This window comes from Teichococcus vastitatis (genome assembly GCF_003604215.1).
Lineage (GTDB): Bacteria > Pseudomonadota > Alphaproteobacteria > Acetobacterales > Acetobacteraceae > Pseudoroseomonas > Pseudoroseomonas vastitatis.
This window is the reverse complement of the sequence record NZ_QXGS01000019.1, coordinates 26,076-51,467: the sequence shown is the minus strand read 5'-3', so window position 1 is coordinate 51,467 and position 25,392 is coordinate 26,076. Positions and strand designations below refer to the sequence as shown.

The window sequence follows — 25,392 nt, the reverse complement described above, 5'->3', positions numbered from 1 at the left end:
GCTGCGACCAGGTGGACGCTGGATTGATGCGCCCGCCAACTACGGCTCGCGCAAGAGGCTGTATCATCGGTTTGTGCAATGGGCTGGCAGAGGCGTCTGGGTGAGGCTCTTCCAGGCCCTGGCCGCGGCAGGCGGGCTGCCTGCGGAGCTGCTGCTCGGCAGCACTCCCGTGAGGGCCCATCGCTGTGCCACCGGCGGCAAAGGGAGCAGAAGATCCAGGCGCCCGCCATCAGCCGGGGCGGCCGCACCACCAAAATCCAGGCTCTGAGTGAGGACCGGGGGGCGCCCGCTCGCCTTTGTCCTGACACCCGGTCAGGCGGCTGGCTGCCGCGCTGCTGAAGTGCTGTTGCGGAACCTGCCATCCGCTAGCCTGGTCATAGCCGACCGTGCCTGCGACACCCATGCCATCCGTCAGCAGATCCAGAGGCAGGGCGCCGTGTCGAACATTCCGCCGAAGCGGAACAGGCCCTGAAAGTGCTGTTTCAGCCCGGTCCCCTGCCGTGGCCGCAACGCCGTCGAGCGCATGTTCTGTTGTCTCAAAGATTTCCGTCGCGTCGCCACCCGCTACAACAGGCTGGCTACCAACCTCCTGGCTGCCGTCCATCTCGCCGCCATCGTCGGCGATTGGTTATGAAGCCTGGCCGTAGTCCACAGGTGCCGCAGGTCATGGGCATGACATCCAACAGCGGCACCGGGGGTGGCATTGGCGCGGCCTTCACTCCTGCGCCGGTCCACCGTGACGGAAGGGATGCTCGGACCCGTAGGCCAGCAAGACCGGCGTGCGTTGCGGCCTGGTGGTGTCCGTGCTCAGGGAGCATTCGCGGCACCTATATGCGGGATGCTCCGGCCACATCCCCGTTGGTTAATGAGCCGGGCCGCAGCGGGATCAAAGTAGCGCTGCCATGCCTGGTAGCCGGAGCTTGGCCCTCCATGCAGAACCAGCGCCGGTATGCCAACAGGATCGCCGCAGGCTTCCCAGGAGAGTGTGTGGTCATCTTCCACCGAAAGACGGCCTGATGCATAAGTCTCAAGTGCGGGATACAAGCCGAGCATCCTCGTTTGACCCGCTTACGCCGTCGCCTCCGGAAGTCATCGGCCGTGTTTCGGTAGGGATCGATGCATCTTGGGGTCGCGGCGTAATGCCTGCGTGGCGCGCTGCCGCATATCCTGCGTCGCATGGCGCGGGAGAGCCCTGGCGCTTCAGAGTGCAGCGTTAGTAGTCCGAAGCCGGTGGGCCAGCTCGCGCATCACCCACCACGCGAAATGCGGAACTTCATCGACGGCGAAGCGAAACTGACGCATATCGATCGCGGCGACTTCGCAAGGCGATTGAGCCTCGGCGGTGACGGTGCGGGGCTCCTCGTCAAGTAGGGAAAGGATCCCTAAGGCTTGCCCGGGCCCGATCCGCTCGATGACGTGGTTCCGCCGGCGAACTTCCACTTCCCCTTCCAGGAGGATGTACATGCAATGCGGCTTGTCGCCTTCCCGGAACAAAAAGTCACCCTGGGCAAAGCTCAGGACAACACCAAGGGAGCGGGAAATCTGCCGCATATCCAGATTTTGGGGGCCACCCTCCAGCATCGCCGCCTCTTTCTTGTCAGTATTCGCGAAAGGAGAATAGCGGTTAACAGCGCCTTTCAAAACCTACCCTGAAGCGCGTTGAGGCAGATGAGGGAGCAGGCGAGCGCGGTGAGGGCGTGGTGGATGTCGAGCCTGCGTTCGTAGCGGATGGCCAGACGGCGGAAGCGGTTGATCCAGGCGAAGGTGCGCTCGATGATCCACCGGTGCTTGCCCAGCCTCTGGCTGCTCTCGATGCCGCGGCGCGCGATCCGGTGTTTGATGCCGCGCCGGAGGCAGGCGCGGCGGCATCGGCGATGATCATAGGCCTTGTCGGCGTGCAGTTTGTCCGGCCTGCGGCGAGGCCTGCCCGGCTTGCCTGAGATGGACGGCACCGCGTCGAGCAGATCCTCGAAGGGCCTGCTGTCGTGCGTGTTGGCACCGCTCAGCAGGCAAGCGAGCGGGATGCCGCAGCGGTCCGTGACGAGGTGCCGCTTGGTGCCTGCCTTGCCGCGATCCGTCGGGTTCGGCCCCGTTCCGGCACCCCCTTTTTGGCTGCAATGGATGCGCTGTCCATGAAGGCCCGGCTCCAGTCGATCCGATCCGCCTGGCGTAGGCGTCGCAGCAACTCCCGATGCAGCCGGTCCCATACACCGGCCTCCTGCCAGTCTCGCAGTCGCCGCCAGCAGGTGACGCCGGATCCACAGCCCATCTCCTGCGGCAGCATCTCCCAGGGGATGCCGGAGCGCAGCACAAAGAGGATGCCGCTTAAGGCAGCCCGGGGCGATACAACGGGTCGTCCGCCTTTAGGCTTGGGCTGCTCCGGCGGCAACAGCGGCTCAATGACCGACCAGAGTTCATCAGAAATCAGGGGCTTCGCCATGCCCCTCAGATTGGTGCGGCCCTACCGTCCGTCCAGGTTTTGAAAGGCGCTGTAAATCGGGTTGAGCAGCAAGGTTGCTGAACCATAGTACTGGGACCGGAAGAACCAGCATTCGGAGGATACTACGGGCCTGCTCCCGGTCAAGCGGCCGCCTGCATTCAGGGCGTGGTCGCCTTGAGCGCAGCAAGCCGGGCCCCCATCGACACCTCATGGAGGATGCCCATTTCATCGCTCACCTGGCATATCGCCAACAGCGCCATGCAGGACTGGAGAAGATCGGGGCGGCAGCGATCAATCTGGCATTCGCAGCGGGCTCCAGGAACATTCCGATTTCGGCATGAACCCCGATGCGGTGAACGCCGCAGATGGTGATGCCTGTGCCTACTTTGCCGACACGCAACACGGTTCCTCGGCTTGCGGACCATGGTCCTGGGGCATGCATCCGAATCATCCAAGGGCTCGAACATCAGAAGATTGGGTTGACGGAGGCAGCCTCAGCCACCTGCCGCTCAGCGGGCACCACCGTTCATCGGGCCGTCATCGGTCCGATGATGGAGGGGCAGGCTGATTCCTATTCGCAGGCCCTGATCGGATCCCGTCATGGCGACGCTACCGTTCATCTGCTGTTCCACGAGGCCGAGAAGCATGCGCAGGCCGAAGCGCGGCTCCGGCGCGGAGCGCAGGCCAATCGCGCCGTTCTCTTGCCAGTCCAGAAGAAGCTGCCTTCCTGCCTCCTTCCACTGCACGATGACTTCGCCGTCTGAGCGCGACAACGCGCCGTGCTGGGCGGCGTTGGCCATCATCTCATGCAGAACCAGTGCGAGCGGTTGCACGCAGGCGGAAGGAAGCATGACCGAAGGTCCGCTGCCCGACACACGGCATGCGAAGGCTCCGGGGATTTCTTCCGCGAGAAGCGTTTCAAGATCGCCGCCGATCCAGCCCGTGCCGGCCAGAAGCCGGTGCGCGCGTGCGAGCGCTTCGATCCGGCCCTGGAGCGAAGCCGACAGGTCTGCGACCGTCTCGGCCTGGCTGAGACGGACGATGCTTTTGACGATGGCCAGGGCATTGATGGCGCGGTGGTCGATCTCCATCAGAAGGAGCCGCTCCGCAGCTTCCAGCTGCTTGATCCGGCGGGTTTCGGTCGCGTCCCGCTGCGAGGCGAAGTAGTAGATCAGTTCTCCGGATTCGCCCATCACGGGGCTGATGGCCAATTCGTTCCAGAAGGACGAGCCATCCTTGCGGTAATTGAGAAGCTCGGCCGAGACATGTTCACGGCCGGCATCCAGGCCCCGCCGCAGCTTCTCCACGGCCGTGGTATCCGTGTCCGGACCCTGAAGAAAGCGGCAGTTCCGCCCGACAACCTCATCCGCTTCATAACCGGTGAGATCCAGGAATGCCTGATTGGCGATCACGATGGGATTATCCGGTTGCCGCGGATCGGTGATCACCATCGGCATCCGCGTCCTCTCAACAGCGACCAGCGCGAGTTCCCTGCGATCCAGGAGTGCCTTCGGCGCCGCCGCGGTGGGAGGATCACCCTCGAATGATGCCATCGTAGCGCAGCCACTCTCGCGTTCTTGGAACCGGACCTGAGGAACGCCTCGCTTCGCAAGCAGGTTGCGCGGCTTCAAGGGAAGCCGAGGAAATCCGCTGAAGGAGCGTGCGTTCCTGGGCCGTGGCGGTGCAAGCCACCGGCCGGCCATCCATTGTTCATCGGCTGTCGTCCAGAACAAGGCCTCCGGCGCGCCGTTAAATCCTTCGAGGTGCCAATCGATGCTGAAGAGCCTGCCATTGCCGAAGCGAAGAGCGGGTCAGACCCTGCTGCTGTTCGGCAGGAACTAAAACCGGATCAGCAGGCGAAGGCCGGAATGCTGTGGGAAGAGGCGATCTGCTGCATGGGCCGCTTGTCAGCCGCCCCTACGTCATCATTCCCGCACGAAACGCGGCCGCGGCGCGGCCTTGAACATCCGCCACGCAGCATGGAGATGGCCGATTGCGGCAGTGCGCCGGGCCTCCGCCCAGCCCTCCAGGGTCTCCACCGCGGGTCGGAGGGCGGGATCCGCTTCGCCCAGACGTCTGGCCAGGGCCTCAGCCATGGCCGCGTCGTTAATCATTCCCAGCTCCTCCTGCAGTTCCTTGCAGGCGCGCAGATAAGGTTTCAGCCGCCGCCTCTTGAGCACGGGCACCAGGAACTCGATCGCGTAACGGAGCCGCTTCAGGGCCTTCCTCAGGTCGTGCAGCTCCTCCTCGGAACGATGGCGGATCCGCCGGCCGCGCTTCCTGACCTTGCGTCGCAGATGGCCCAGAAGATCCGGCGCAACATCAGCCACGGGGCTGGCAAGGGCCTCGCTTCCCCGAGCCGGCCATGCGGATGCATCCCGTGTCCAGGCCGAGAGGTCGAGCACCAGCCGGGTGAGGGATGGCTGATCCAGCTCCTCCTTCAGCCGCCCATGCGCGGCCTGCCGTTCCGCCTCGGCCGGCTTTCGCAGGGCGCGGATCAGGGGCGCCGGCAGGTCCTGTTTCTCGGCCTCCTCCAGCGTTTCCGAGCAGAACACGTCCCAGTCCCGCGCCTCGCCCAGGATGCGGCCAAGCCGTCGGAGCGCCTCGGTGAACCGAGCCTCCGTTTCCTGCGCTAGATGGGGACGGAACAGAACCAGTGCTGTCCGCAGGCGGCGCACCGCGATGCGCATCCGGTGCACGCCCTCGGCCGAGCCTGAGGAAGCGGCCGGCTGGTTCCCGACCAGGCTGGCCAGGAGAACGGCGACCAGATCCTGGAAGGCCGCGGACCCGCTGCCATCCGGCGAAACCGAGGGCGCCTTCTCATGGATCGGCTCCGCCAGAGAACCCGTGGCCAGGCGCCAGCCGCGCTGGGCCTTGCTTTCAGCGCTCAGGACCAAGTCCAGCGCCGCCTGGAGCGAGTTGGCTGCGGCGAGGAGTGCCGCCGGATCGCCCTCCTTGAGCTCGAGCTCCACTTCGCGGATCGGCTCGGTATGTTCTCCGGCCTGGAGCCAGCCCAGATCGGTGGCGATCTCCACCAGCCCGCCGGCCACACGCAGACAGCGCACGGTCCGCGTGACCTCGGTGGAAAAAACCGACCGAACGGCGCTTCCGGCAAGATCCCCGACAGGCGTATCGCTCAGCCGCGATAGATCCGGCTGGCCATCCCGCAGTTCCCATTCCCATTCACCGCGGGTAAAGACGCCATTTCCCTGGCGTTGCTTGAGGGTCTGAACAAACCGCCCGCCGGCCTCACGGACCCGCAGGGCGGCGCCTGCGGCGCGTAACGCGTGTTCCGCGGTGTCGTAGTAGGTCGTCATTTCCCGTCGGGGCGGCCGGGTTTCCGCGAAGCGCAGCAAGGTATGCGTCTCCAGGGCCGTGTGCGCACCATCAGGAAGAAGGAACTTGATCTCGATTTCGACGGGTCGGGTCTTGGGATCGTCAACCATGCACCCCCTAACGCGGGTGTTTTCCGCCCGTTGCCACGGGAGATGGCGTTGCGAGCCCTCGGGAAGTCATCCGAAACGCCGGTTCCCAACCTGCGTCAGGGGGGATGGTTGTTCTGTCAGCGAAGCCCATGATGCTGCACGGCTCCCGATCATCGGCACGTTCATTTGGGTGACGACGTGGGCCCGCATCGGACGCTGCTTCCGGGAGCTGCGAGTGCGAAAGGGAAGAGTGCCATCGAGGGGTTCCGATCAATCCGGGTGAAGCGGCTGAAACCCGATGCCCGCCGCAGTTCCGGCTGCCGGGCCTGGAACCACAACGAGATGCCGCCTAGTACCGCGCTGCTGTTGTCGCAGGACGCAGTTCCAGCTAGGCCCGGCTCATCGGCAACCGGTGTATTTCCCCGCGTCCGCCCCGTTGTCTTGAGTGAAACCGACCTTGGCAAGAGGTTACCGCACTTTCCTGTCATTGACTTGGCCGTGATAGCCATTTTCCGGCGGCTTGTGAGACAGTTTGCTCAGCCGCAGCATTGACCAAGCGGCTCCCGGAGCATCGATCGTGGACATCGACCTGATCATCATCGCCTTGATCATCCCTGCCGCAGCCATCTTTCTTTTCGAAAGGTTCATTGCCGGACCGGTGGTGAAAGAAGCCCTCGAAACGGCTGCCGCCGAGTATCGCGCTCTGCAGGATGGCGGCGCTCAATGGGGCCCTTCCAGGTTGCCCTACAGCTCCTGAAATCCGGCGTCGCCGGACATCCGGCTGAGCTCCCCCGGCGAGCCGGCCGCTCCAATATTTTCCTCCGCCTGCCATCCCCAGGATTGCATCGATGAGCCTTGTTCGCCTGTTTGCCTATGCTGCTGCCTGGATCTCTCTGATCGCCTGTACCGTGGTGATCAGCATGCTGGCCCTCGAAGAAACCAAGCAGCGCCAGCAGGATCGCGCGGCCTTTGATGCGAGTTGCCAGGCGACCATGACACGGTACGAGTGCCTTGCCCTCTGGCGCAACGGCACGGGCCGGGCCACCGCTCCTCGCATCTTCACGAATGCATCTTACTGAGCATCTGCGCGTCGGGCGGTTTGCGCCATCCTGATGTCCCCGGCGGCCTGCCTTCATGCCCAGACTCCGCGTGGCGCCCGCCACCGCCGGAGCCAGATTCGGGCCGGTCTCCCGGCGAAAACTGTGCAGAGCAAAGGAACTTCCGAAACAACACGGATTGCAGCGCCCATACTCTTTCGATGTCCTGATGCAGGTCCGCTCATATCGAGCGCCCAGGCTTCGATGCGACATGCATCGGGTGAGCCTTCTGCCGCATCCGGTCCTGCCGACGGCTTGGAGGCGAAGAAGCTCTCTCCGACATGCGATCATGCCGGTGCTGGGCGTCCCATCGAGCGCAGCAGGCGTGCCGGATCTGCTTCCGCTTCAAGGCCCCAGATGGCTTCCTGCCAGCGCCCGGCTTCCGTGCCCCGTCCCGCGCTGGCGCAGTTTTCGCGAAACTTGGTGTCCAGCTCGCTGTCGGCGAGAGGCCGCCCGGCGCTTCCACGGGCCTGAGTGACCAGCGCGGCAAACTCCCGGCCATCGGCACAGCGCAGGCTGACGCGCGCAGCACCCCGGGGCAGGCTTTCATCCAGCCCAGCCCGCACCTTCTCCCTCAAGGCCGCGATGGTGGGATCGTTCAGCGCGCTGGCCGAGAACTCCTCCACTCCCGCGGCTCCCCGCACTAGGGCCGCTGCGGCAGCATGATGGATGCTCACCCGGCAGTCGCGCGCGGTGCGGACCGGGCGGTTGCCCCGGTCCAGCAGCAATTGGTCGCCCTCGACGCTCACCTCGACGATGTTCTGCGACGCCACCTTTGTCCGGAGTTCCAGGCAGGCATCGATCACGGCGTGGAAGACGATGCCGGCGGGATAGGGCTTGTAGGTGTTCCGCGCGAATTCCCAGCTTCTGCCGAGCCCGCCAGCGATTCGTTCCTGATTCGGAACATCCCCCATGGCCCTGGCCCAGCCGAGCGGACCCTCAATGGCCGCCGGCGCCGCAGTGTAGCCTTCCCGGGCGAGAAGCGCGGCGAGCAGCCCGTTTCGCGCGGCGTTGCCCATGCCGACGTTCTTCGCGGCGGTGGACAGGTTCTCGACAAGGCCGGCTGACTGGCTGGCGGCGATCCCGAGGGCGTGTGCGGTCCGGACGGCACCCAGTCCGAGGAGCCTGGCGCAGCCCGCCGCCGCTCCGAAGACCCCGGCTGTGGAAGTGATGTGCCAGCCACGATCATAGTGGCCGGGCGAAACCGCGCATCCGATGCGGCACTCCACCTCCGCGCCCAGCACGAACGCGTGGAGCAGCTCCGCGCCGGTGTGCCCGTTCGCTTCGACCAGCGCCAGAAGCGGCGGGGCAACGGGCGCGGTCGGGTGGATCACCGTTTCCAGGTGGGTGTCGTCGTAGTCGAGCAGGTTTCCGGCCAGTGCGTTGACAAAGGATGCGCCCATCTCGTCCAGCCGCTCGGGCCGTCCGAGAACCGTGGCCCTCCCGCCTCCGGAAAACCGCGCCATGACCCGCGCGGCGGCCGCGACGGCGGGGTCCGAGGACACCCCCAGCGCGCAGCCCAGGAAGTTCAGGAGCGAGCGCTTCGCCTCGTGCCGCAGGGCAGGAGGGATCGCATCCCAGCGGGACCCGGCGACAAAGGCGCCCAGCGCCGCGGCGGCGGGAACGGATTCCGGTGGCGCCATGGTCATTGCGCCCGGGTGATCAGGCCATCGCGCGAGGCCCGCACCCAGCGCGCATCATCCTCGCGGAGAAACGACGCCAGCTCCGCGGGGGCGAGCACGCCGAGATCGGCACCGATGCCCGTGAGCCGTTCGCGCGTCCTCGGATCCTCCAGGGCGCGCAGCACCGCCGCGTGCAGGCGCCCGGCGACCGCGGCGGGAAGTCCGGCGGGGCCGAGCATCGCGTACCAGCCGGCGAAGTCGTACCCGGTCACGCCGGCTTCCTGCAGGGTCGGAACATCCGGCAGCAGGGGGGTCCGCGTCGCGGTGGTCACGCCGAGGGCGCGGATCCGGCCAGCCGCCAGATGCTGCGCAGCCGCGACCGTGCTGTTCCACGCGGTGGGCAGGTGACCCGCCACGAGGTCATTCAGGATCGGCGCGGCGCCGCGATAGGGAATTTCCACCATCTCCACTCCGACCAGCCGCGTGAACAGGTTTCCCGCATACGAGATCGCCGCATCCGAGGTTCCGAAGCCGATGGTCCTCGGCGCCGCCTTCGCCGCCGCCACGAGGCCCTGAACATCCCGGAACGGGGCATGACCGGAGGCCGTCAGCAACAGCGGGTAGCGCGACAGCAGGGCGACGGGGGAGAAATCCCGCAGCGGCTGGTAGGGCACGTTCGGCATGACGTAGCTGTTCATGACGTGGCTGCCCGTGTCGACCAGCAGCAGGTAGCCATCCGGCTCGGCACGCGCCACCGCTTCTGAGCCGATCGCGCCATTCGCGCCCGGTCTGTTCTCCACCAGCACCGTCTGCCCGAGGGCCTGCGCCAGGCCATCCGACATGGCGCGCACAAAGATGTCGGTGCCGCCGCCGGGCGCGTAGGGCACCACCAGCCGGACGGGCCGGGAGGGCCAGGCCTGCGCGCGGGCGACGCGGGGCGCCGCAAGGGCGGCGGAAAGGGCAGCCAGCGCCGCGCGGCGCGGAATTGCGGGCATGTGGTTCCTCCGGGCCCCGGCGTTCGGATGATGCTTGCAGGGCCTCCTTGTTATCGATACCACGATTGAAGCAGAAACGGGGGAGGGTCAATGCCATGGTGCAACGCTTTGCGAGCGGTTCCCCGGCGTGAGCGACGTTCTTCGCGGCCGTCAGGCCCTGGTCACCGGATCCACCGGCGGCATTGGGCTCGCGGTCGCCCGCCGGTTGGCGGCGGACGGGTGCGCCGTTGTGCTGCACGGCCTCGCCGGTGAGGCGGAGGGCGACGCGGCGACGGAAGCAATCGCCCGGGAGACCGGCTCGGCGGCCCGGTACCTGCGCGCCGACCTGTCGCGACCGGAGGAGATCGCCGGCCTGCTCGGGGCTGCCGGCGAGTTGGACATCCTGGTCAACAACGCGGCCAGCGTGCGGCATTTCGCGCCCGTGGACGCCATGCCGCCGGAACACTGGGACCTCGACGTCGCGGTGAATCTGTCGGCGGCCTTCCACACCATCCGCCTGGCGCTGCCGGGCATGCGGTCCCGCGGCTGGGGCCGGATCGTCAACATGTCCTCGATCTACGGCCTTGTCGGGGCGGCGGACCGGATCGGCTACGTGGTCACGAAAACGGGGCTGATCGGCATGACGCGCGCCGTGGCCCTGGAGACGGTGCGGCAGGGCATCACCTGCAACGCCCTTTGCCCGGGCACCACCCTGACGCCGGGCATTGAGGAACGGATCGCGGGGCTGGTCGCCGGCGGGCTGGACCCTGCGGCGGCCACCGAGGCGGTGCTCCGCGGCAAGCAGCCGACAGGCCGCTTCGTGGAGGCCGGCGCCGTGGCGGATCTGGTGGCGTTCCTGTGCGGGCCCGCGGCCCGGGATGTCACGGGCGCGGCCTTTCCGGTGGATGGCGGCTGGTCGGCAGCCTGAGGCGGCACCGAACCACGCCCGCCACGCCTCAGCCAGGCAGGGGATCGGCGTCGAGCCGCACGGAAATGCCCTCCAGGCCGGAGGCGGAGGCCGGGTAGCGCTCCAGCACGATCGGGTCGTGGCCCGGGATGATGTGGTCGGGCGAACTGGCCAGCCGGTGGAGGGTGTCGTAGCCCTCCAGCATCTGGGCCACGTCCGCGACGATGGGAAAGGGCCGGCGTTGCCGGAGGTTGGCGTAGAAATGCGTGGCGTCGGAGGCCAGCACCACCCAGCCCCGCCGCGTCCGGACCCGCGCCACCTGAAGGCCCAGCGAGTGGCCACCGACATGGTGCAGGCTCAGGCCCGGAGCCAGTTCGGAACTGCCGTCGTGGAAGCGGGCGCGTCCGGCGAAGACCCGGCCGACCATCGCCTGCACGTCGGACACCTCGAAGGGCTGGCGCAGGATGCCGTGGCACATGCAGCGCCCCGTGCAATATGCCATCTCCCGGTCCTGGACGTGGTAGCAGGCGGCGGGAAACATGGAGTGATTGCCGGCATGGTCGTAATGCATGTGGGACAGGATGACGTCCGGCACGGAGGCGGCGTCGACGCCGATGGTGGCGAGGCCCTCGGCCGGGCTGCGGAGCAGCTGGCGGCCCCGCCGCCGCGCCACCTCCGCGTCGAAGCCCGTGTCGAGCACAAAGGTCCGGCCGCCGCCCCGGATCGCCCAGACGAAGTAATCCAGCGGCATGGGCGCATTGTCGTGCGGGTCGCCGCCGATGAAGTTCTCATGCGCCGGCCGGTCGTGCCGGGCGTAGCGCACCGCGTGGATCTCGTAGGTCGCCTCGTCAGCCGCCATGGTTGTTTCCTTTCCCGTGATGTTTCCCAGCCCGTCCGTCGCCATGCCGGATGATGCCGGTGCGCAGGGCGCGGCAACCCGCATGCGCGACGTCGCGCAGCGGGCTGGTGTCTCGCCCATGACCGTGTCCCGTGCCTTGCGCGATCCGTCCAAGGTGTCCCCCGCCGTGCTGCGGCGTGTGGAGGAAGCCGTGCGGGCCGTCGGCTACGTGCCGAACCGCCTGGCCGGCGGCCTGTCCTCGATGCGGACCAATGTGGTCGGCATGGTGGTCCCGAGCCTCGACAACTCGCTCTACTCGCCGACGATCCAGGGCGTGTCCGCGGTGCTGCACGCTGCCGGCTACCAGTTGATGATCGGCGAGTGCGGGCACAGCCCGCAGGGCGAGGAGGCGCTGGTCGCCGCCTTTCTGGCCCAGCGGGTCGCGGGGCTGATGCTGCACGGCGTGCACCACACGGAGGCTGCGGCCGCGATGCTGCGCCGCGCCGGGATTCCCGTGGTGGAAACCGGCAGCCTGTCCGCGAAGCCGCTCGACATGGTGGTGAGCTACTCCAATGAGGCGGCGGCCCAGGCCATGACGCTGCACCTGCACCGCCTGGGCTACCGCCGCATCGCTTGTGTCACGCTGCCCTCCGCCGGCAATGAGCGGAGCCGGGACCGGCAGAGGGGCTATCGCGCGGCGCTCGCCTCCGTGGGCCTGGAGGCCGATCCGGCGCTGCTGATGGAGATGCCGCCCGGCCTCGCCTCGGGCGCCGAGGCGGTGGTCCGCCTGCTGCAATCTCCTGCGCCGCCGGATGCCGTGTTCTTCGCCGGCGATGTTCTGGCGGCGGGGGCGCTGTTCGAATGCCAGCGTCGTGGCTGGGCGGTTCCCGCCCGGGTGGCGCTGGCCGCCTTCGATGACATCGACATCCTGCGCCACGTCGTGCCGCCAGTGAGCACGCTGCGCCTGCCCCGGGCCGAGATCGGGCGGCGGGGGGCCGAGGTGCTGCTGGACCGGATCGAGGGCCGCGCCGCCGGAACCGTGGCGGTCGATCTGGGCTTCGAGATCGTGCAGCGCGGCAGCACCTGAGCAGGCAATTTCTGGTATCGATACCATGTTTCGCCTTGTGCCGCCCGGCCACCCTGCATAGACCCGAACCCAGGCCCGGCCTGGGCCAGGGAGGGAAACAATGGCGCAAGAGGTGGTCGGGTTCATCGGGCTCGGGCAGATGGGCAGTCGCATGGCGGCACGCCTGCTCGATGCCGGGCATGGGCTGGTGGTGTTTGACCGATCGGACGCCGCCATGCGGCCCCTGGTCGCCCGCGGCGCCCGCGCGGCCGCCAGCCCCGCCGAGGTGGCCGAACTAGCCGGCACTGTGATGGCCAGCCTGCCGACACCGGAGGTGGTGCGGAGCGTGGCGCTCGGCCCGGACGGCGCGATCCATGGCAAGCGGATGACGCGCTTCGTGGATTTCTCCACCACGGGTCCCCGCGTCGCGCGGGATGTCGCCGCGGCGCTCGCCGATGCCGGCAAGGCCTCGGTAGACGCGCCGGTCAGCGGCGGCATCACGGGGGCGGAGAAGGGAACCCTCGCCATCATGGTGTCGGGGCCCCGCGGCGAGTTCGAGGCCGTCGAGCCGATGCTGCGCCGCCTGGGAAACCCGTTCTTCTGCGGCGAAGGCGCGGGCCAGGCGCAGGTTCTGAAGCTCTGCAACAACCTGCTCGCCGCCACGGCGCTGGCGATTTCCTCCGAGGCCATCGCCATGGGCGTCAAGGCGGGCCTCGATCCGTCCCTGATGTGCGAGGTCATCAACAACAGCAGCGGCCGCAATAGCGCGACACAGGACAAATTCCCGCGCGCCGTGATCCCGCGCAGCTTCGATTTCGGCTTCACCACGGGGCTGTCGCACAAGGATGTGCGGCTCTGCGTGGATGAGGCGGAGGCGATGGGCGTGCCGATGGTGGTCGGCAGCGCGGTGCGGCAGATGCTGGCGGTAACCAGCGCGGCATTCGGTGCTGACAGCGATTTCACCTCCATCGCGAAGGTGGTCGAGCAGTGGGCAGGGGTGGAGGTGCGCGGCGCCTCGCCCGCCGCACCGGCCGGCGGCCTCACTCCAGCCGGATGTTGAGGTCGCGCAGTACCTCCGCCCAGGATGCGCGGTCCTCGGCGATGAAGGAGCGCATGGCGTCCGGCGAGGTGGTGACGGGCAGCGCAGCCTGGGCGCGGAACACCTCCCGCACGGCGGGATCTTCCACCCCCTCGGCCGCCACCGCGGCGAGGCGCTCCGCCGCCGCCGCCGGCATGCGGGCGGGGCCGAGCAGGCCGAACCAGTTGCCGGCATTCACCGGCATGCCGAGTTCGGCGAGGGTCGGCGTGTCCGGCAGCAGCGGGATGCGCGCCGGCGCCCCGACGCCCAGGATCCGCACCTTGCCGTCGCGCGCCACCGCCTCGGCCGGGCCCGCATTGAGGAACATGGCGTCGATCTGCCCCGCGATCAGGGCCGTACTGGCGGGAGCGGCGCCGGTGTAGGGTACGTGGAGCATCCGCAGCCCGGCGCGCTTCGCCAGCGCTTCCATGGCGAGGTGGGACGTGCTGCCGATACCCCAGGAGCCGAAGCTCACCCGGCCGGGGTCGGCGCGCACCCGGGCGAGGAACGCATCGAGGTCGGCCGTGCCGAAGCCCGGGCGCGTCAGCAGCACGAAGGGGCCACGGGCGAACAGCGTCACCGGCATGAAATCGGCAACGGGGTCGTAGGGCAGCCGGGGGTAGATCAGCGGGTTGATGGCATGGGTCTCGGCATTGGCCAGGATCAGCGTGTGCCCATCCGGCGCGGCGCGCGCCACCGCCTGCGTGCCGACCGCGCCATTGGCGCCCGGCCTGTTCTCGATCACCACGGCCTGGCCGAGGCGTGCCGACATGGCAGGCGCCATGGCGCGGATCACCACGTCCGCGAGGCCGCCCGCATTCCACGGAACGATGACCCGCACCGCCTGGTCCGGGTAGGCCGCGAGCGCGGAGGTGGCGAGGGGGAGGGCGGCGGCCGCCCCGAGAAGCCGACGCCGTGTCAGCTGGGCCATGTCTGTTGTTCCTGTGTCTTGCCGCCGTGCGCCGCGCGCCCGGCCGTCGCGCGGGCTGCGGGCGCGGGGGTTCGGGTGCGCACGGGATGTTTCCTCCGGCCAGCCACAGGGCCGCGGCGCCGGGCGGCGGTCCCATGCTCTGGATCCAGGTGGAAACGTTCCGCCTCAGCAGAGAGCTGTCAAGGATTGCTGATTGCCATACAATTATTTTGATGCTTGCCTGGGCCGGCAGTCGGACCAGGAATGGCACGGCTGGGGATTGCAAGGCAGAACAGGCCGGCCGTGCCGGCCGGACGGAGGAAACAACGGTGATCCACGAGCTTCGAATCTACCACTGCGTGTCTGGGCGCCTGCCGGACCTGCTGAAGCGTTTCGAAACCATCACCCTGGGCATTTGGCAGAAGCACGGCATCCGGCAGGCCGGCTTCTGGACCGTCGCCGTCGGCGATTCGAACCAGGACCTGTATTATCTGCTGGAATGGGATTCCCTTGGCGAGCGCGAAGCGAAGTGGAACGCCTTCCAGGCCGACCCGGAATGGATCGCCCGGCGCGCGGAAACCGAGGCCAACGGCGCCATCGTCGCCAGCATCAGCAACCTGATCCTGCAGCCGACGGCCTTCTCCTCGGTGCGCTAGGGCTTTATTCGGCGGCGCCGGCCTCGATGGCCCGGGCGCGCCCCGCCTCCGCCTTTTCGCGGGCCTGGTGGTTCAGGATGCGCAACGCAACGCGCGCCGCCTGGCGGACATGCTCGCGGCAGGCTTCCCAGGTGCCCTCGCCGTCGCGGCGCTCGATGGCCTCGACGATGCGGCGGATCTCCTCGATGGTGCGGGGCAGCCGGTCCGGATCGGCGAGGGTGGTGGCGCGCAGCTGGGTGTTGCGGTTGAGGAGCTGGTCCAGCATCCGGGCCACATAGGCGTTGCGGCAGCCGCGCAGCAGGACGTCGTAGAAGCGCCTCTTCAGCCCCAGGAGGGCGACCCGGTCGGTGCTGCTGTGCGACGCGGCGATCTCCTCGAACACCGCGCGCAACTCGGCCGTCTCCGCCTCGGAAGCACGCTCGGCGAAGCCCTGACCCGCCAGCGCCTCCAGCACGCCTCGGACCTCGTAGACCTGCATCGCGTCGGCCGGCGAGAGGTAGGACACGAAGGGTCCCCGGTTGGGCACCACCTCCACCAGCCCCTCCGCCTCCATCAGGCGCACGGCTTCCCGGATCACGCTGCGGCTGACGCCGAACAGGTCGCACAGCTTGCGGTCCGAGAGATGCTCGCCGGGGGCGAAGCGGCCGCTGGCGATGGCGTCGCGCAGCCGGTCCTCGACCTGCCGCCGCACGGGCTGCGGCGTGACGCGCAGGGTTCCGTCGTTGGGCATCTCTCCTCCGTGTCTCCGCGCGGCCCGCGCCATGATGCACTGCAATGTGGTTGCTGCGCCGGTTCCCGTCCAGCCGAAAAGCCTGCATTACGTCAACAATCACATTGACCGACAATCATACAGGAGCATACGGTCTCCTGTCCATTCGGGAGGAACGGCATGTCCGACGACAACTGGTTCGACAAGGGTCTCGAGGTCCGCAGGGCCGTACTCGGCGCGGAATACGTCGACGGCAGCATCGCCAAGGCCGATGATTTCATGATGGCCTTCCAGCGCATCACCACCGAATGGTGCTGGGGCTATGCATGGAGCCGCCCCGGCCTCGACCGCAAGACGCGCAGCATCATGAATCTGGCCATGCTCACGGCCCTCGGTCGCACGCCCGAGATCAAGCTGCATGTGAAGGGTGCCCTGAACAACGGCGTCACCGTGGAGGAGATCAAGGAGATCCTCCTCCATGCCACGGTGTATTGCGGCATCCCCGCCGGCCTGGACGCCTTCAAGGCGGCGCATGAGGTGCTGGTGAAGGAGGGCGCGCTCAGCGGCGAGCCCGCGCGTCCCGCGGAATGAGCGCCCGGGACCTGCGCCGGGTCGCCTTTGTCGGCGTCGGCAACATGGGCTGGCCGATGGCCGCCCGCTTGGTCGAGGCCGGGTTCGAGGTGGTCGCCTGCGACGCTGCGCCCGGACGTGCACAATCCTTTGCCGCGGAGGTGGGCGGCGTGGCCGCGGCGGACGCGGCGGCCGCGGTCCGCGGCGCGGACGCCGTGATCACCATCCTGCCCACGTCGAAGCACGTGGGACAGGCGCTGGAGGCGATGGGCGACGCCATCGCGCCGGGTGCCCTGGTGATCGAGATGAGTTCCGGCGTGCCAACGGCGACGCGGGGCTTCGCGGCCGCGCTCGCCTCGCGCGGCATCGCCATGATCGACGCTCCTGTATCGGGCGGCGTTCCGCGCGCCCGCACCGGCGAACTGGCCATCATGCTTGGCGGGGAGGCGGAACAGGTGGAGCGCGCCAGACCGCTCCTGCAGGCCATGGGAACCACCCTGACCCATGTGGGCGGCACCGGCGCGGGACAGGCGATGAAGGCGCTGAACAACCTGATGGGGGCGGCCGGCTTCCTGATCGGCGTCGAGGCCCTGCTGATCGGGCAGCGCTTCGGGCTGGACCCGGCCGTCATGGTGGACGTGCTGAACAACTCGACGGGCATGAACAACAGCACGCAGAAGAAGTTCAAGCAGTTCGTCCTGTCGCGCAGCTTCGATGCGGGGTTCGGCCTCGACCTGATGGCCAAGGATGTTTCGGTGGCGCTCGAAGTAGGCCGCGAAACCAACACGCCCACACCCTTCGCGGCGCTGTGCCGCGAGATGTGGGCCAGCGCGCAGGGCCTCCTGGGCCCGGGACAGGACCACACCGCCATGGCGCAGTTCTCGGAGCGCCTCGCCGGCGAGACGCTCGGCAGCAGGCCGGCCTGACCACGCGGCGCGGCGGGCCAGGTTTCCGCCGCGCCAGGCACCATCACTCCCCCGGAACTGGCCCGGGCCAAGCTCCGGCGCGTGCCCATGCCGTTCCACGGCGCGTCCGCCGCCTCACCACCACAAAATTTTTTGTCAGACAATATGGGAATTATTGACAAGTTCCGGATCGGGAACGACGGTTTGGGCATCGTCCGGGAACAGGACGGATGGGAGGGCGCCAGTGCCACAGGAAACCACGGTTCCCCGCTCGCCGCCGGAAGGGCGGGCATGAGCGCGGCCGCCGCGAACCCGCCGCTGGCCTTGCGCGCCGCGCGGGCCGCGCTGGAGCCGCGGCAGGTTGCGTCCGACACCGTCGCAAAGGTGCAGACCTGCCTGCTCGACGTCATCGGCGCCGCGCTGGAATCGCGGGACCTGCCCTGGGGGCGGCAGGCCACCGCCCTGGCCCATCCGGTGCCGGACGGCGCGCAGGTCATCGGCGCCGCGCACCGCGCCCCGGCCGGCGACGCGGCCTTCGCCAACGCCGTTCTCGCGCATGGCCTGGTGCGGGAGGACATGCATGCGGGCGCCATCAGCCACCTGGGCGTGGTGGTGTTCCCGGCCCTTCTGGCCCTGGCCCAGCTGCGCAGGCCGGCCGGCGAAGCCTTCGTCTCGGCGGCTGTGGCCGGCTACGAGGTAGGCGCCACCATCGGCGCCGCCCTGTTCGACACGGAACTGGCGAGGCTGTTCCGGCCAACCGGGATCACCGGGCCGATCGGTGCCGCCGCCGCCGCCGCCGTGCTGCTCGGCCTCAGTCCGGAGCGGGCCGCCAGCGCCATCGGCCTGGCGGCCAACGCCACGGGCGGCCTCAACGAGTGGCCCGCCACGGGAGGCACCGAGATGTTCTTCCACCCGGGTTTCGCCGCGCGTTCCGCCGTCACCGCCGCGCGGCTGGCGGAACTGGGTGCCGAGGCGTCCACCACGGCGCTCGACGGCCCGGCCGGGCTCTTCGCCGGGTTTCGCCGCGCCGCCGCGCCGCGCGACCTCCGCTTCTTCGAAGAACCGCCGGAGATCATGGCCGTCTACAACAAACCCGTTCCTGCCTGCAATTTCGCCCAGACCCCCTGCCAGGCGGCGCTTCGGCTGCTCCGCGTGCATGGCTTCCGGTCGGAGGAGATCAGCGACATCCGCATCCGCGTCACCAGGGCGGCCGCCCGCTATCCGGGCTGCGACAGCACCGGCCCGTTCGACCGCCTGCTGCAGGCCAAGATGAGCATCCAGTTCGGCGTCTGCGCCGCGCTTCTGCGCGGCACGGTCGACGAATCCAACTACGCGCTGCCCCCGGATGCCGGGCTGGCCCGCCTGCTGGCCTGCGCGAGCCTTGAGGAGGATCCGGCGCTGACCGCGGCCTTTCCGGCGCGCCAGGGGGCGACGGTGGAGGTCACGGCCGGAGGGCGCAGGGTCGCCGTGACACTCGGCGACGTGGTGCCCGCGACGGCGGAGGAGGTGCGGGAACGCTGCGCCCGGGCGGCGACCGACGCGCTCGGCGCGGCGCGGGCGGCCGCCATCCTGCGCTTCGTCGACGGCCTCCCCGCGGCGGAGGATGCCGGGGCCATCGGCGACCTGCTGGCTGCTCCGGCGGAGGGATCGGCGTGATGCTGCAGCTCGAGGGCTTCCTTCAGGCGCTCAATGCGGGCCTCCTGCTCGGCGCCCATTACGGCCTGATGTGCGTCGGCCTCAGCCTGATCTTCGGGGTGATGCGCGTCATCAACTTCGCCCATGGCGACTTCATGATGGTCGGCATGTACGCCGCCTTCCACATCTTCACGCTGCTCGGGCTGGGGGCGCTGCTGGGCGAGGGCGCCGGGCCCTATGTGGCGGCGCTGCTCGCCGCGCCGGTGCTCTTCGTGCTCGGCTACCTGGCGCAGCGCTTCCTGGTCTCGCGGGTTACCGGCACCCGCGTCGGCAACCTGGAAGGGGAGGGGCACTACGCCCAGCTGATCCTGACCCTCGGCCTGTCGCTGATCCTGCAGAGCGGCGGCCAGATCCTGTTCGGCAGCGTCCCGGTTTCGGTGCCGAGCGAGCTGTCCTCCGAAGCCTGGGAACTGGAGTTCGCGGGCGGGGCGCTGGTGGTGTTCGTGAATCAGGCCCGCGCCTGGGGCGCCGTCGTCGCCGTGGCGATCGTCACCCTGCTCGTGCTGCTCATCACCCGCTCGCGCACCGGCAAATCCCTGCGGGCGGCCGCGGACAACGTCCAGGCCGCCCTCTACATGGGCATCGACGTCGACCGGGCGCACCGCCTCACCTTCGGCCTCGGCGTCGCCATCACCGCGGTGGCGGGCGGCCTGCTCGCCTCCAGCTACCCGTTCACGCCCTATGTCGGGCTGGAATTCGTCATCATCATGTATGCCGGGGTGGTGCTGGGCGGCCTCGGCTCCACGGTGGGCGCCTTCTGGGGTGGCCTGCTGATCGGCGTGATCCAGCAATGCTCGGCCCTGCTGCTGCCTACCCAGCTGCAGAACACCGCGATCTTCGCCGTGTTCCTGCTGGTGGTGTTCCTGCGGCCCCAGGGCCTGCTCGGCCGCGTGTCGGAAAGGACCTGAGCGCCATGTTCCGGCCCCTGGGCGCGCCGCGCATCCTGCTCCCCATCCTGGCCTTCTGCGCCGTCTACGCGCTGCTCGCCGTGACGGTGGAGAATTCTTATCACCAGCTCACCCTGACGCTGGTTCCGGTCTGGGCCATCTTCGGCCTGTCGTGGAACCTGCTGTCCGGCATGACAGGGCTGATCTCCTTCGGCCATGCGGCCTTCTTCGGCCTCGGCGCCTACACGGTCGCGCTGCTCTTCGTGAAGGCGGGGCTGACGCCCTGGCTCGGCATCCCGGTGGCGGGGCTGGTCGGCGGGCTGTCGGGGCTGCTGATCGGCCTGCCGACCTTCCGCCTGCGCGGGCACTACTTCGCGCTGGCCATGCTGGCCTATCCGTTGGCGCTGCTGAACGTGTTCCTGTGGCTCGGCTACCAGGAAGTGTCGCTGCCGCTGATGCGGGACAGCGGCTGGGCGTTCATGCAGTTCGCCGACCACCGCGTGTACATCCTCATCGCCCTCGGCCTGCTGCTCGCGGCCATGCTGGCGATGCGGCTGGTGGAGCGGTCCCGCTACGGCATGGCGCTGATGGCCATCAAGCAGAACGAGGCGGCCGCGGAAGCGGTGGGCATCGACACGCGGCGGCTCAAGCTGGTGACCATCGCGCTGAGCGGCGCGCTGGCGGGCGCCATCGGCGGCTTCCACGCGGTGATCCTGCTGGTGGTCACGCCCGAGGCGGTGTTCGGGATGCTGATCTCCGCCCAGGCCCTGACGGTGGCCATGTTCGGCGGCGTCGGCACGGTCTGGGGGCCCGTGCTCGGCGCCCTGGTGCTGATTCCCCTGGGCGAGACGCTGCACGCCCGGTTCGGCGCCGTGCTGCCCGGCATCCAGGGCGTGGTGTTCGGCACCGCCATCATCGCCGTCATTCTTCTGGCGCCCGAGGGCCTCTACTGGAAGGCGGCCGACCTGCTGCGCCGGCGCCGCGCGGGCAGCGGGCCGGAGGCCGTTCCGCAGGGACGCGAGGGCCCCGCGGCGCCACCCACGCCGGCGGCGCGCACCGCCCCGGGCCCGGAAGCACCGGCCATCCTCCGGGCGGAAGGCGTCTCGAAATCCTTCGGCGGTGTGCGGGCCGTGCGCGAGGTGAGCTTCACGGTGCGACGGGGCGAGATCCTGGGCGTGATCGGCCCGAATGGCGCGGGCAAGACCACCTTGTTCAACCTGCTCAACGGCTTTGTGCGGCCCGACGCCGGGCGTGTCCTGCTCGATGGCCGCGATGTCACGGGCGTCGCGCCCAACCGCCTCTGCCGGGCCGGGGTCGGGCGCACCTTCCAGGTGGTGCGCCCCTTCGCCCGCATGTCGGTGGCGGACAACGTCATGAGCGGCGCCCAGGTCCACGCCGCTTCCGCGGAGGAGGCGCGGGAGATGGCCCGCCGGGCCATGCGGCGCGTCGGCCTCGGCGGCATGGAGGATGCCCGGGCGGGCGCGCTGAGCAACCTCGACCTGCGGCTGATGGAGCTGGCGCGCGCCCTGGCGGGCAATCCCCGCCTGCTGCTGCTGGACGAAACCTTCGCGGGGCTCGGGGCACCCGAGGTCGAGCAGCTGCTCGGCGTCATCCGCGGCGTCGCCGCGGAGGGTGTCACGGTGGTCATCATCGAGCACACGCTGCACGCCATGGTCCGGCTGGTGGACCGCTTCGTGGTGCTCGACAACGGCGCCGTGCTGGCGGAGGGCCTCCCGCAGGAGGTCACCGGCAACCGGGCGGTGGTCGAGGCCTATCTCGGAAGCAAGTGGATAGCCCATGCTGGAGATTGAGGAGCTGCACGCCGGCTATGGCGGCACCCCGGTGCTGAAGGGCGTGAGCCTGCGCGTCGGGCAGGGCGAGTTCGTGGCCGTGGTCGGCCCGAACGGCGCCGGCAAGACGACGCTGTTCAAGGCGATCTCCGGCACGGTGGCCACGCGCTCGGGCCGCATCCGGTTCCAGGGAACCGACCTCGCGGCCGTTCCGGCCTCGCGGCGGGCGCATCTCGGCATTGCCCATGTGCCGGAAGGCCGCCAGCTTTTTCCCTCGCTGACGGTGATGGAGAACCTGGAGATGGGCGCCAGCACCGAGGCGGGGCGGCGCGACTGGGCACGGAACCTGGACCGGGTGCTCGCATGGTTCCCGATCCTGGCCGAGCGCCGGAGCCAGCTGGCCGGGACGCTGTCCGGCGGCCAGCAGCAGATGGTGGCGGTGGCGCGGGGGCTCGCCTCCTCGCCGCACCTCCTCATGCTCGACGAGCCGTCCATGGGCCTGGCACCGGCCGTGGCGGAGTTCATCTTCGAGCGCCTGGCGGAGATCCACCGCGAGGCGGGGCTGACCATCCTGCTGGTGGAGCAGCGCGTCGCCGAGGCGCTGGAATCCGCCGACCGCGGCTACGTGCTGGAGGCGGGCCGCATCGCGCTGGAGGGAACCCACGCCGAGCTGCGCAGGGACGATCGCGTTCGGCAGGCCTATCTCGGCATGTAGCAACACAGGGCGCCCGGAAAGCGGCGCCGGCAAGGGGAGGACACCACAATGCAAGGCATCGGGGTCGTGGAACGGGGAACAACCCGGCGGCGCCTCATGGCGGGCGCCGCGGCGGTGGCGGGTGCGGCGCTGGCGCCGGGGTCCGGCCGCGCCCAGGCACCGGGCACGGTGAAGGTCGGCCTGCTGGTGCCGCTGTCCGGCATCTATGCCCGCTTCGGGCAGCTGATGCGCATGGGCGCCGAGATCGGGGTGCGGCACATCAACGAGCAGGGTGGCGTGCCCTCGCTCGGCGGCGCGAAGCTCGATCTCCACCTGTTCGACGCCGGCGATTCCACGGAGAAGGCCAAGAACGCGGCGCAGCGCATGGTGGCCGACCACCCCGACCTCGTCGCCTGTTCCGGCGCCTATCTGTCGTCCTTCACCTTGTCGGCGACGGAGGTGACCGAGCGGGCCGAGCTGCCCATGCTGACCCTCAGCTACTCGGACCTCATCACCACGCGCGGCTTCCGCTACGTGTTCCAGACCTCGGCGCGGGCCGGCGACCAGGCGAAGGTGACCCTGCCCATCATGCTCGACCTGGCCGAAAAGGCCACGGGCAAGCGGCCCGCAACGGTCGCCATCCTGACCGACAACACGGCCTCCTCGCTGTCCTTCGTCCAGCCCATCCGGGAAGGCTCGGCGGGGTTCGGCGTGAAGATCGTGATGGACGAAACCTTCACCCCCCCACTCTCGGACGCCACCCAGCTGATCCAGAAGGTGCGCTCCTCACGGCCCGAGATGCTGATCATGCCGATCACCGTGATCTCGGACGTGAAGCTGCTGATCGAGAAGATGAACGAGTTCGGCCTCGGCCGCGGGCGGGTGCCCACCATCGGCAGCGGCATCGCCATGGCGCAGTCCGACCTCCTGCAGAACATCCGGCCCGCCCAGATGGAGGGCTTCATCACGGTGGTCGGCAACTGGGACGCCAAGGGCCAGGACAAGATCATCGAGGAATTCAAGGCGGCCACGGGCGAGCCCTGGATGGGGCAGAACGGCATCGCGACCTATGGCGACATGTGGATCATGCGCGACGCGCTGGAGAAGGCGGGCAAGTCCGACCGACGGGCAGTGGCCGAGGCGCTGCGCACCATCGACATCACGGAGGGCGCCGCCCTGTACTATCCGGGCCGCCGCGTGAAGTTCGATGCCAACGGCCTGCGCGAAACGGCGGGGCCGGTCGTGGTGCAGTGGCAGAACAACAAGCCGCTCACCGTGTATCCGCAGGATTCGGCAATGGCCGAGATCACCTGGCTCAAGCGCTGAGGCAGGCCCGGCCCGACGGCCGGGCCCATTCCGGAGGTCCATGACATGCGCATCGCCATCACCGGCGCCGGGAGCGGCATCGGCGCCGCCACGGCGCGCCTTCTCATCAGCCGCGGCCACCGGGTCGCCTGCCTCGACCGCAACACGGACGCCGCCGCCGCCGTGGCGGGACCGGACAACCCCGTCATCCCGGTGGACGTGGCGGACGAGGCGGCGGTGGCCCGCGCCTTCGCCGCGGTGCGGGAGGCGCTGGGCGGGCTGGATGCCCTCGCGACCTGCGCCGGCATCTTCGACACCACGCCCTTCGAGGCTGCGACGGCCGACACCTTCCGCCGCGTGCACGAGGTGAACGTCATCGGTACCTTCCTGTGCATGCGCGAGGCCGCGGCCATGATGGAGCGGGGCGCGCGGATCTGCACCGTCGCCAGCATCGCCGGGCTGCGCGGCGGCGGGCTGGCCGGGACGGTGGCCTACGCCACCAGCAAGGGGGCGGTGCTGGCGATGACCAAGAACGCCGCCCGGATGCTCGGCCCCAGAGGCATCGCCGTGAACACGGTGGCCCCCGGCATGATCGACACGCCCTTCGCCGCCGAACCCCTGGCCGACCAGGCGTTCCGGGCGCGGATCGAGGGCATGACCACGATGAACCGCCTCGGCACCGCCGGGGAGATCGCGGCCGCCATCGCCTGGCTGCTCTCGCCGGAGGCTGCCTACGTGCACGGTGCCACCCTGGTCGCCGATGGCGGCATGGTCATGCACTGAGAAACGGCCAGGCCAGCCAGCGGAGGAACGGGATGAGGATAGCCATCGAAGACGCGCGGCAACTCGCCGAGCGCGGCCTCCGCGGCCAGGGCCTGCCGGAGGCGGATGCGGCGCTGGTCGCCGAGCACCTGCTCGATTGCGAGCTTCGCGGGCTGGGCTATGCGGGGCTCGCACGGGTAGTGAGCATCGCCGAGCGGTTCGAACGGCTGCGCCGCCAGGAGCGCCCGGTCGAGGTGCTGTCGGAGACGGCGGTGTCGGCCAGCATCTCGGGCGGCGACAATGTCGGCTACGTGGTCGGCCACCGCGCCACCCGCCTGGCCATCGCCAAGGCGCGGGAAAGCGGCATCGCCTTGGTCGGGGCGCAGGACACCTGGTACACGGGCATGCTGTCCTTCTACGCCGAGATGGCGACGGCCGCGGATCTCGCGGTCATGATCGCCTCGAACGCCACGCCCTGGGTCGCCCCGGCCGGCGGCACGGAGGCGCGGTTCGGCACCAATCCCATCTGCTTCGGCTTTCCCGGGGAGAAGGGGCCGGTCATCTGGGACATCGGCATCTCCGACGTCATCCACGCCCAGGCGGTGATGGCGCGCCGCCTCGGGCGGAAGCTGCCGCCGGGCACCGCCTATGATGCGGCCGGGAACCCGACCACCGATCCCGGCGCCGCGCTGGAGGGGGCCTTCGTGGCCTGGGGCGGCCACCGCGGCAGCGGGTTGGGCATCGCCGTCCAGCTCCTCGGCATGATCGCCGGATCCCCCGCCATGCCGGACCACCTGTCCGGCTTCGGCTTCCTGATCATCGCCTTCAGGCCGGACCTGCTGGGGCCGGTCGACATCTTCAAGCAGAAGGCCTCGGACTATGCGGACCTTGTCCGCGCCACGCGTCCCGTGCCGGGCGGCCCGCCGGTGCGCATGCCCTTCGACCGGTCGGCCGCCCTGCGCGCCGAGCGCTTGGCCGAGGGGGCGATCGAGGTTTCAGAGGTGATCCTGGAGCGCCTGCGCGGAATGGCGCAGGCGCCCGGGTGATCCTCCCGGCGCTTCG

General features: G+C 69.2%; 23 protein-coding genes and 2 pseudogenes. 16 read left to right on the top strand and 9 right to left on the bottom strand.

Features of this window, described 5'->3' with window-relative positions; translation table 11 throughout:
• Nucleotides 1–634 (top strand): annotated as a pseudogene (locus tag D2K64_RS25570) (IS5 family transposase); the annotation flags it as partial.
• Between the two features lie 566 nt (nucleotides 635–1,200).
• On the opposite strand, the gene D2K64_RS16945 reads toward D2K64_RS25570, so the two are convergent.
• The 4 genes and pseudogenes from D2K64_RS16945 to D2K64_RS16930 all read right to left on the bottom strand — a co-directional run bounded on the left by D2K64_RS16945 (nucleotide 1,201) and on the right by D2K64_RS16930 (nucleotide 5,886).
• On the bottom strand, nucleotides 1,201–1,641 hold the full coding sequence (locus tag D2K64_RS16945; protein ID WP_157985899.1) for a Crp/Fnr family transcriptional regulator: 441 nt from the start codon (nucleotides 1,639–1,641) through the stop codon (nucleotides 1,201–1,203).
• Between the two features lie 80 nt (nucleotides 1,642–1,721).
• Nucleotides 1,722–2,440: pseudogene (locus D2K64_RS16940) on the bottom strand (IS5 family transposase); the annotation flags it as partial.
• Between the two features lie 509 nt (nucleotides 2,441–2,949).
• Nucleotides 2,950–3,993 carry a blue-light-activated histidine kinase gene (gene lov, locus D2K64_RS16935; RefSeq protein WP_120009568.1) on the bottom strand — a complete coding sequence of 348 codons (1,044 nt, stop codon included), beginning with the start codon at nucleotides 3,991–3,993 and terminating at the stop codon, nucleotides 2,950–2,952.
• Between the two features lie 372 nt (nucleotides 3,994–4,365).
• On the bottom strand, nucleotides 4,366–5,886 hold the full coding sequence (locus tag D2K64_RS16930) for a CYTH and CHAD domain-containing protein (RefSeq protein WP_120009567.1): 1,521 nt from the start codon (nucleotides 5,884–5,886) through the stop codon (nucleotides 4,366–4,368).
• Between the two features lie 556 nt (nucleotides 5,887–6,442).
• On the opposite strand from D2K64_RS16930, the gene D2K64_RS16925 reads away from it, so the two are divergent.
• Nucleotides 6,443–6,622 carry a hypothetical protein gene (locus D2K64_RS16925; RefSeq protein ID WP_120009566.1) on the top strand — a complete coding sequence of 60 codons (180 nt, stop codon included), beginning with the start codon at nucleotides 6,443–6,445 and terminating at the stop codon, nucleotides 6,620–6,622.
• A gap of 91 nt (nucleotides 6,623–6,713) precedes the next feature.
• A complete protein-coding gene (locus D2K64_RS16920) occupies nucleotides 6,714–6,944 on the top strand; it encodes a hypothetical protein (RefSeq protein WP_120009565.1) in 231 nt (76 codons plus the stop codon).
• 305 nt (nucleotides 6,945–7,249) lie between these two features.
• On the opposite strand, the gene D2K64_RS16915 is transcribed toward D2K64_RS16920, so the two are convergent.
• Together D2K64_RS16915 and D2K64_RS16910 are read right to left on the bottom strand one after the other, a co-directional pair.
• Nucleotides 7,250–8,605 carry an MmgE/PrpD family protein gene (locus D2K64_RS16915; RefSeq protein ID WP_120009576.1) on the bottom strand — a complete coding sequence of 452 codons (1,356 nt, stop codon included), beginning with the start codon at nucleotides 8,603–8,605 and terminating at the stop codon, nucleotides 7,250–7,252.
• Nucleotides 8,606–8,607: 2 nt separating this feature from the next.
• Nucleotides 8,608–9,579: a Bug family tripartite tricarboxylate transporter substrate binding protein gene (locus D2K64_RS16910; RefSeq protein ID WP_120009564.1), complete on the bottom strand. Its 972-nt coding sequence runs from the start codon at nucleotides 9,577–9,579 to the stop codon at nucleotides 8,608–8,610.
• A 127-nt stretch (nucleotides 9,580–9,706) separates the two neighbouring features.
• Here D2K64_RS16910 and D2K64_RS16905 point away from each other — a divergent pair, with 127 nt between their 5' ends.
• Nucleotides 9,707–10,486, top strand: coding sequence for an SDR family oxidoreductase (locus tag D2K64_RS16905; RefSeq protein ID WP_120009563.1), 780 nt, complete (start codon nucleotides 9,707–9,709; stop codon nucleotides 10,484–10,486).
• Nucleotides 10,487–10,514: 28 nt separating this feature from the next.
• Here D2K64_RS16905 and D2K64_RS16900 read toward each other — a convergent pair whose 3' ends face one another.
• Nucleotides 10,515–11,324, bottom strand: coding sequence for an N-acyl homoserine lactonase family protein (locus D2K64_RS16900; RefSeq protein WP_120009562.1), 810 nt, complete (start codon nucleotides 11,322–11,324; stop codon nucleotides 10,515–10,517).
• On the opposite strand from D2K64_RS16900, the gene D2K64_RS16895 reads away from it, so the two are divergent.
• Nucleotides 11,323–12,390, top strand: coding sequence for a LacI family DNA-binding transcriptional regulator (locus D2K64_RS16895; protein ID WP_202910719.1), 1,068 nt, complete (start codon nucleotides 11,323–11,325; stop codon nucleotides 12,388–12,390). The two genes, D2K64_RS16900 and D2K64_RS16895, sit on opposite strands and share 2 nt — an antisense overlap.
• A gap of 100 nt (nucleotides 12,391–12,490) precedes the next feature.
• Nucleotides 12,491–13,429 (top strand): NAD(P)-dependent oxidoreductase, encoded by a 939-nt coding sequence (locus D2K64_RS16890; RefSeq protein WP_120009561.1) that lies wholly within the window; start codon nucleotides 12,491–12,493, stop codon nucleotides 13,427–13,429.
• Here D2K64_RS16890 and D2K64_RS16885 read toward each other — a convergent pair.
• Complete coding sequence (locus D2K64_RS16885) at nucleotides 13,410–14,378, bottom strand: Bug family tripartite tricarboxylate transporter substrate binding protein (protein WP_120009560.1); 969 nt, start codon at nucleotides 14,376–14,378, stop codon at nucleotides 13,410–13,412. The two genes, D2K64_RS16890 and D2K64_RS16885, sit on opposite strands and share 20 nt — an antisense overlap.
• A gap of 134 nt (nucleotides 14,379–14,512) precedes the next feature.
• On the opposite strand from D2K64_RS16885, the gene D2K64_RS16880 reads away from it, so the two are divergent.
• Complete coding sequence (locus D2K64_RS16880) at nucleotides 14,513–15,013, top strand: NIPSNAP family protein (protein WP_238384248.1); 501 nt, start codon at nucleotides 14,513–14,515, stop codon at nucleotides 15,011–15,013.
• A 4-nt stretch (nucleotides 15,014–15,017) separates the two neighbouring features.
• Here the strand turns inward: D2K64_RS16880 and D2K64_RS16875 are convergent, their stop codons facing one another.
• A complete protein-coding gene (locus D2K64_RS16875; protein WP_120009558.1) occupies nucleotides 15,018–15,743 on the bottom strand; it encodes a GntR family transcriptional regulator in 726 nt (241 codons plus the stop codon).
• 159 nt (nucleotides 15,744–15,902) lie between these two features.
• Here D2K64_RS16875 and D2K64_RS16870 point away from each other — a divergent pair, with 159 nt between their 5' ends.
• The 9 genes from D2K64_RS16870 (at nucleotide 15,903) to D2K64_RS16830 (ending at nucleotide 25,376) form a co-directional block, all read left to right on the top strand.
• Nucleotides 15,903–16,313, top strand: coding sequence for a carboxymuconolactone decarboxylase family protein (locus D2K64_RS16870; protein WP_120009557.1), 411 nt, complete (start codon nucleotides 15,903–15,905; stop codon nucleotides 16,311–16,313).
• Complete coding sequence (locus D2K64_RS16865) at nucleotides 16,310–17,218, top strand: NAD(P)-dependent oxidoreductase (RefSeq protein ID WP_120009556.1); 909 nt, start codon at nucleotides 16,310–16,312, stop codon at nucleotides 17,216–17,218. Before D2K64_RS16870 ends, D2K64_RS16865 begins: the two co-directional genes overlap by 4 nt.
• A 270-nt stretch (nucleotides 17,219–17,488) precedes the next feature.
• Nucleotides 17,489–18,853 (top strand): MmgE/PrpD family protein, encoded by a 1,365-nt coding sequence (locus D2K64_RS16860; protein WP_157985898.1) that lies wholly within the window; start codon nucleotides 17,489–17,491, stop codon nucleotides 18,851–18,853.
• Nucleotides 18,853–19,800, top strand: coding sequence for a branched-chain amino acid ABC transporter permease (locus tag D2K64_RS16855; protein WP_120009554.1), 948 nt, complete (start codon nucleotides 18,853–18,855; stop codon nucleotides 19,798–19,800). The genes D2K64_RS16860 and D2K64_RS16855 overlap by 1 nt, the downstream gene beginning before the upstream one ends.
• A gap of 5 nt (nucleotides 19,801–19,805) precedes the next feature.
• Nucleotides 19,806–21,590, top strand: a complete 1,785-nt coding sequence (locus tag D2K64_RS16850; RefSeq protein WP_120009553.1) for a branched-chain amino acid ABC transporter ATP-binding protein/permease — start codon at nucleotides 19,806–19,808, stop codon at nucleotides 21,588–21,590.
• Nucleotides 21,577–22,284, top strand: coding sequence for an ABC transporter ATP-binding protein (locus tag D2K64_RS16845; protein WP_120009552.1), 708 nt, complete (start codon nucleotides 21,577–21,579; stop codon nucleotides 22,282–22,284). The genes D2K64_RS16850 and D2K64_RS16845 overlap by 14 nt, the downstream gene beginning before the upstream one ends.
• Before the next feature lie 48 nt (nucleotides 22,285–22,332).
• Nucleotides 22,333–23,589, top strand: coding sequence for an ABC transporter substrate-binding protein (locus tag D2K64_RS16840; RefSeq protein WP_120009551.1), 1,257 nt, complete (start codon nucleotides 22,333–22,335; stop codon nucleotides 23,587–23,589).
• Between the two features lie 45 nt (nucleotides 23,590–23,634).
• Entirely contained in the window at nucleotides 23,635–24,351 is a 717-nt protein-coding gene (locus D2K64_RS16835; RefSeq protein WP_120009550.1) for an SDR family NAD(P)-dependent oxidoreductase, read from the top strand.
• A 32-nt stretch (nucleotides 24,352–24,383) separates the two neighbouring features.
• Entirely contained in the window at nucleotides 24,384–25,376 is a 993-nt protein-coding gene (locus D2K64_RS16830; protein WP_120009549.1) for an Ldh family oxidoreductase, read from the top strand.
• Nucleotides 25,377–25,392 lie beyond the last annotated feature (16 nt).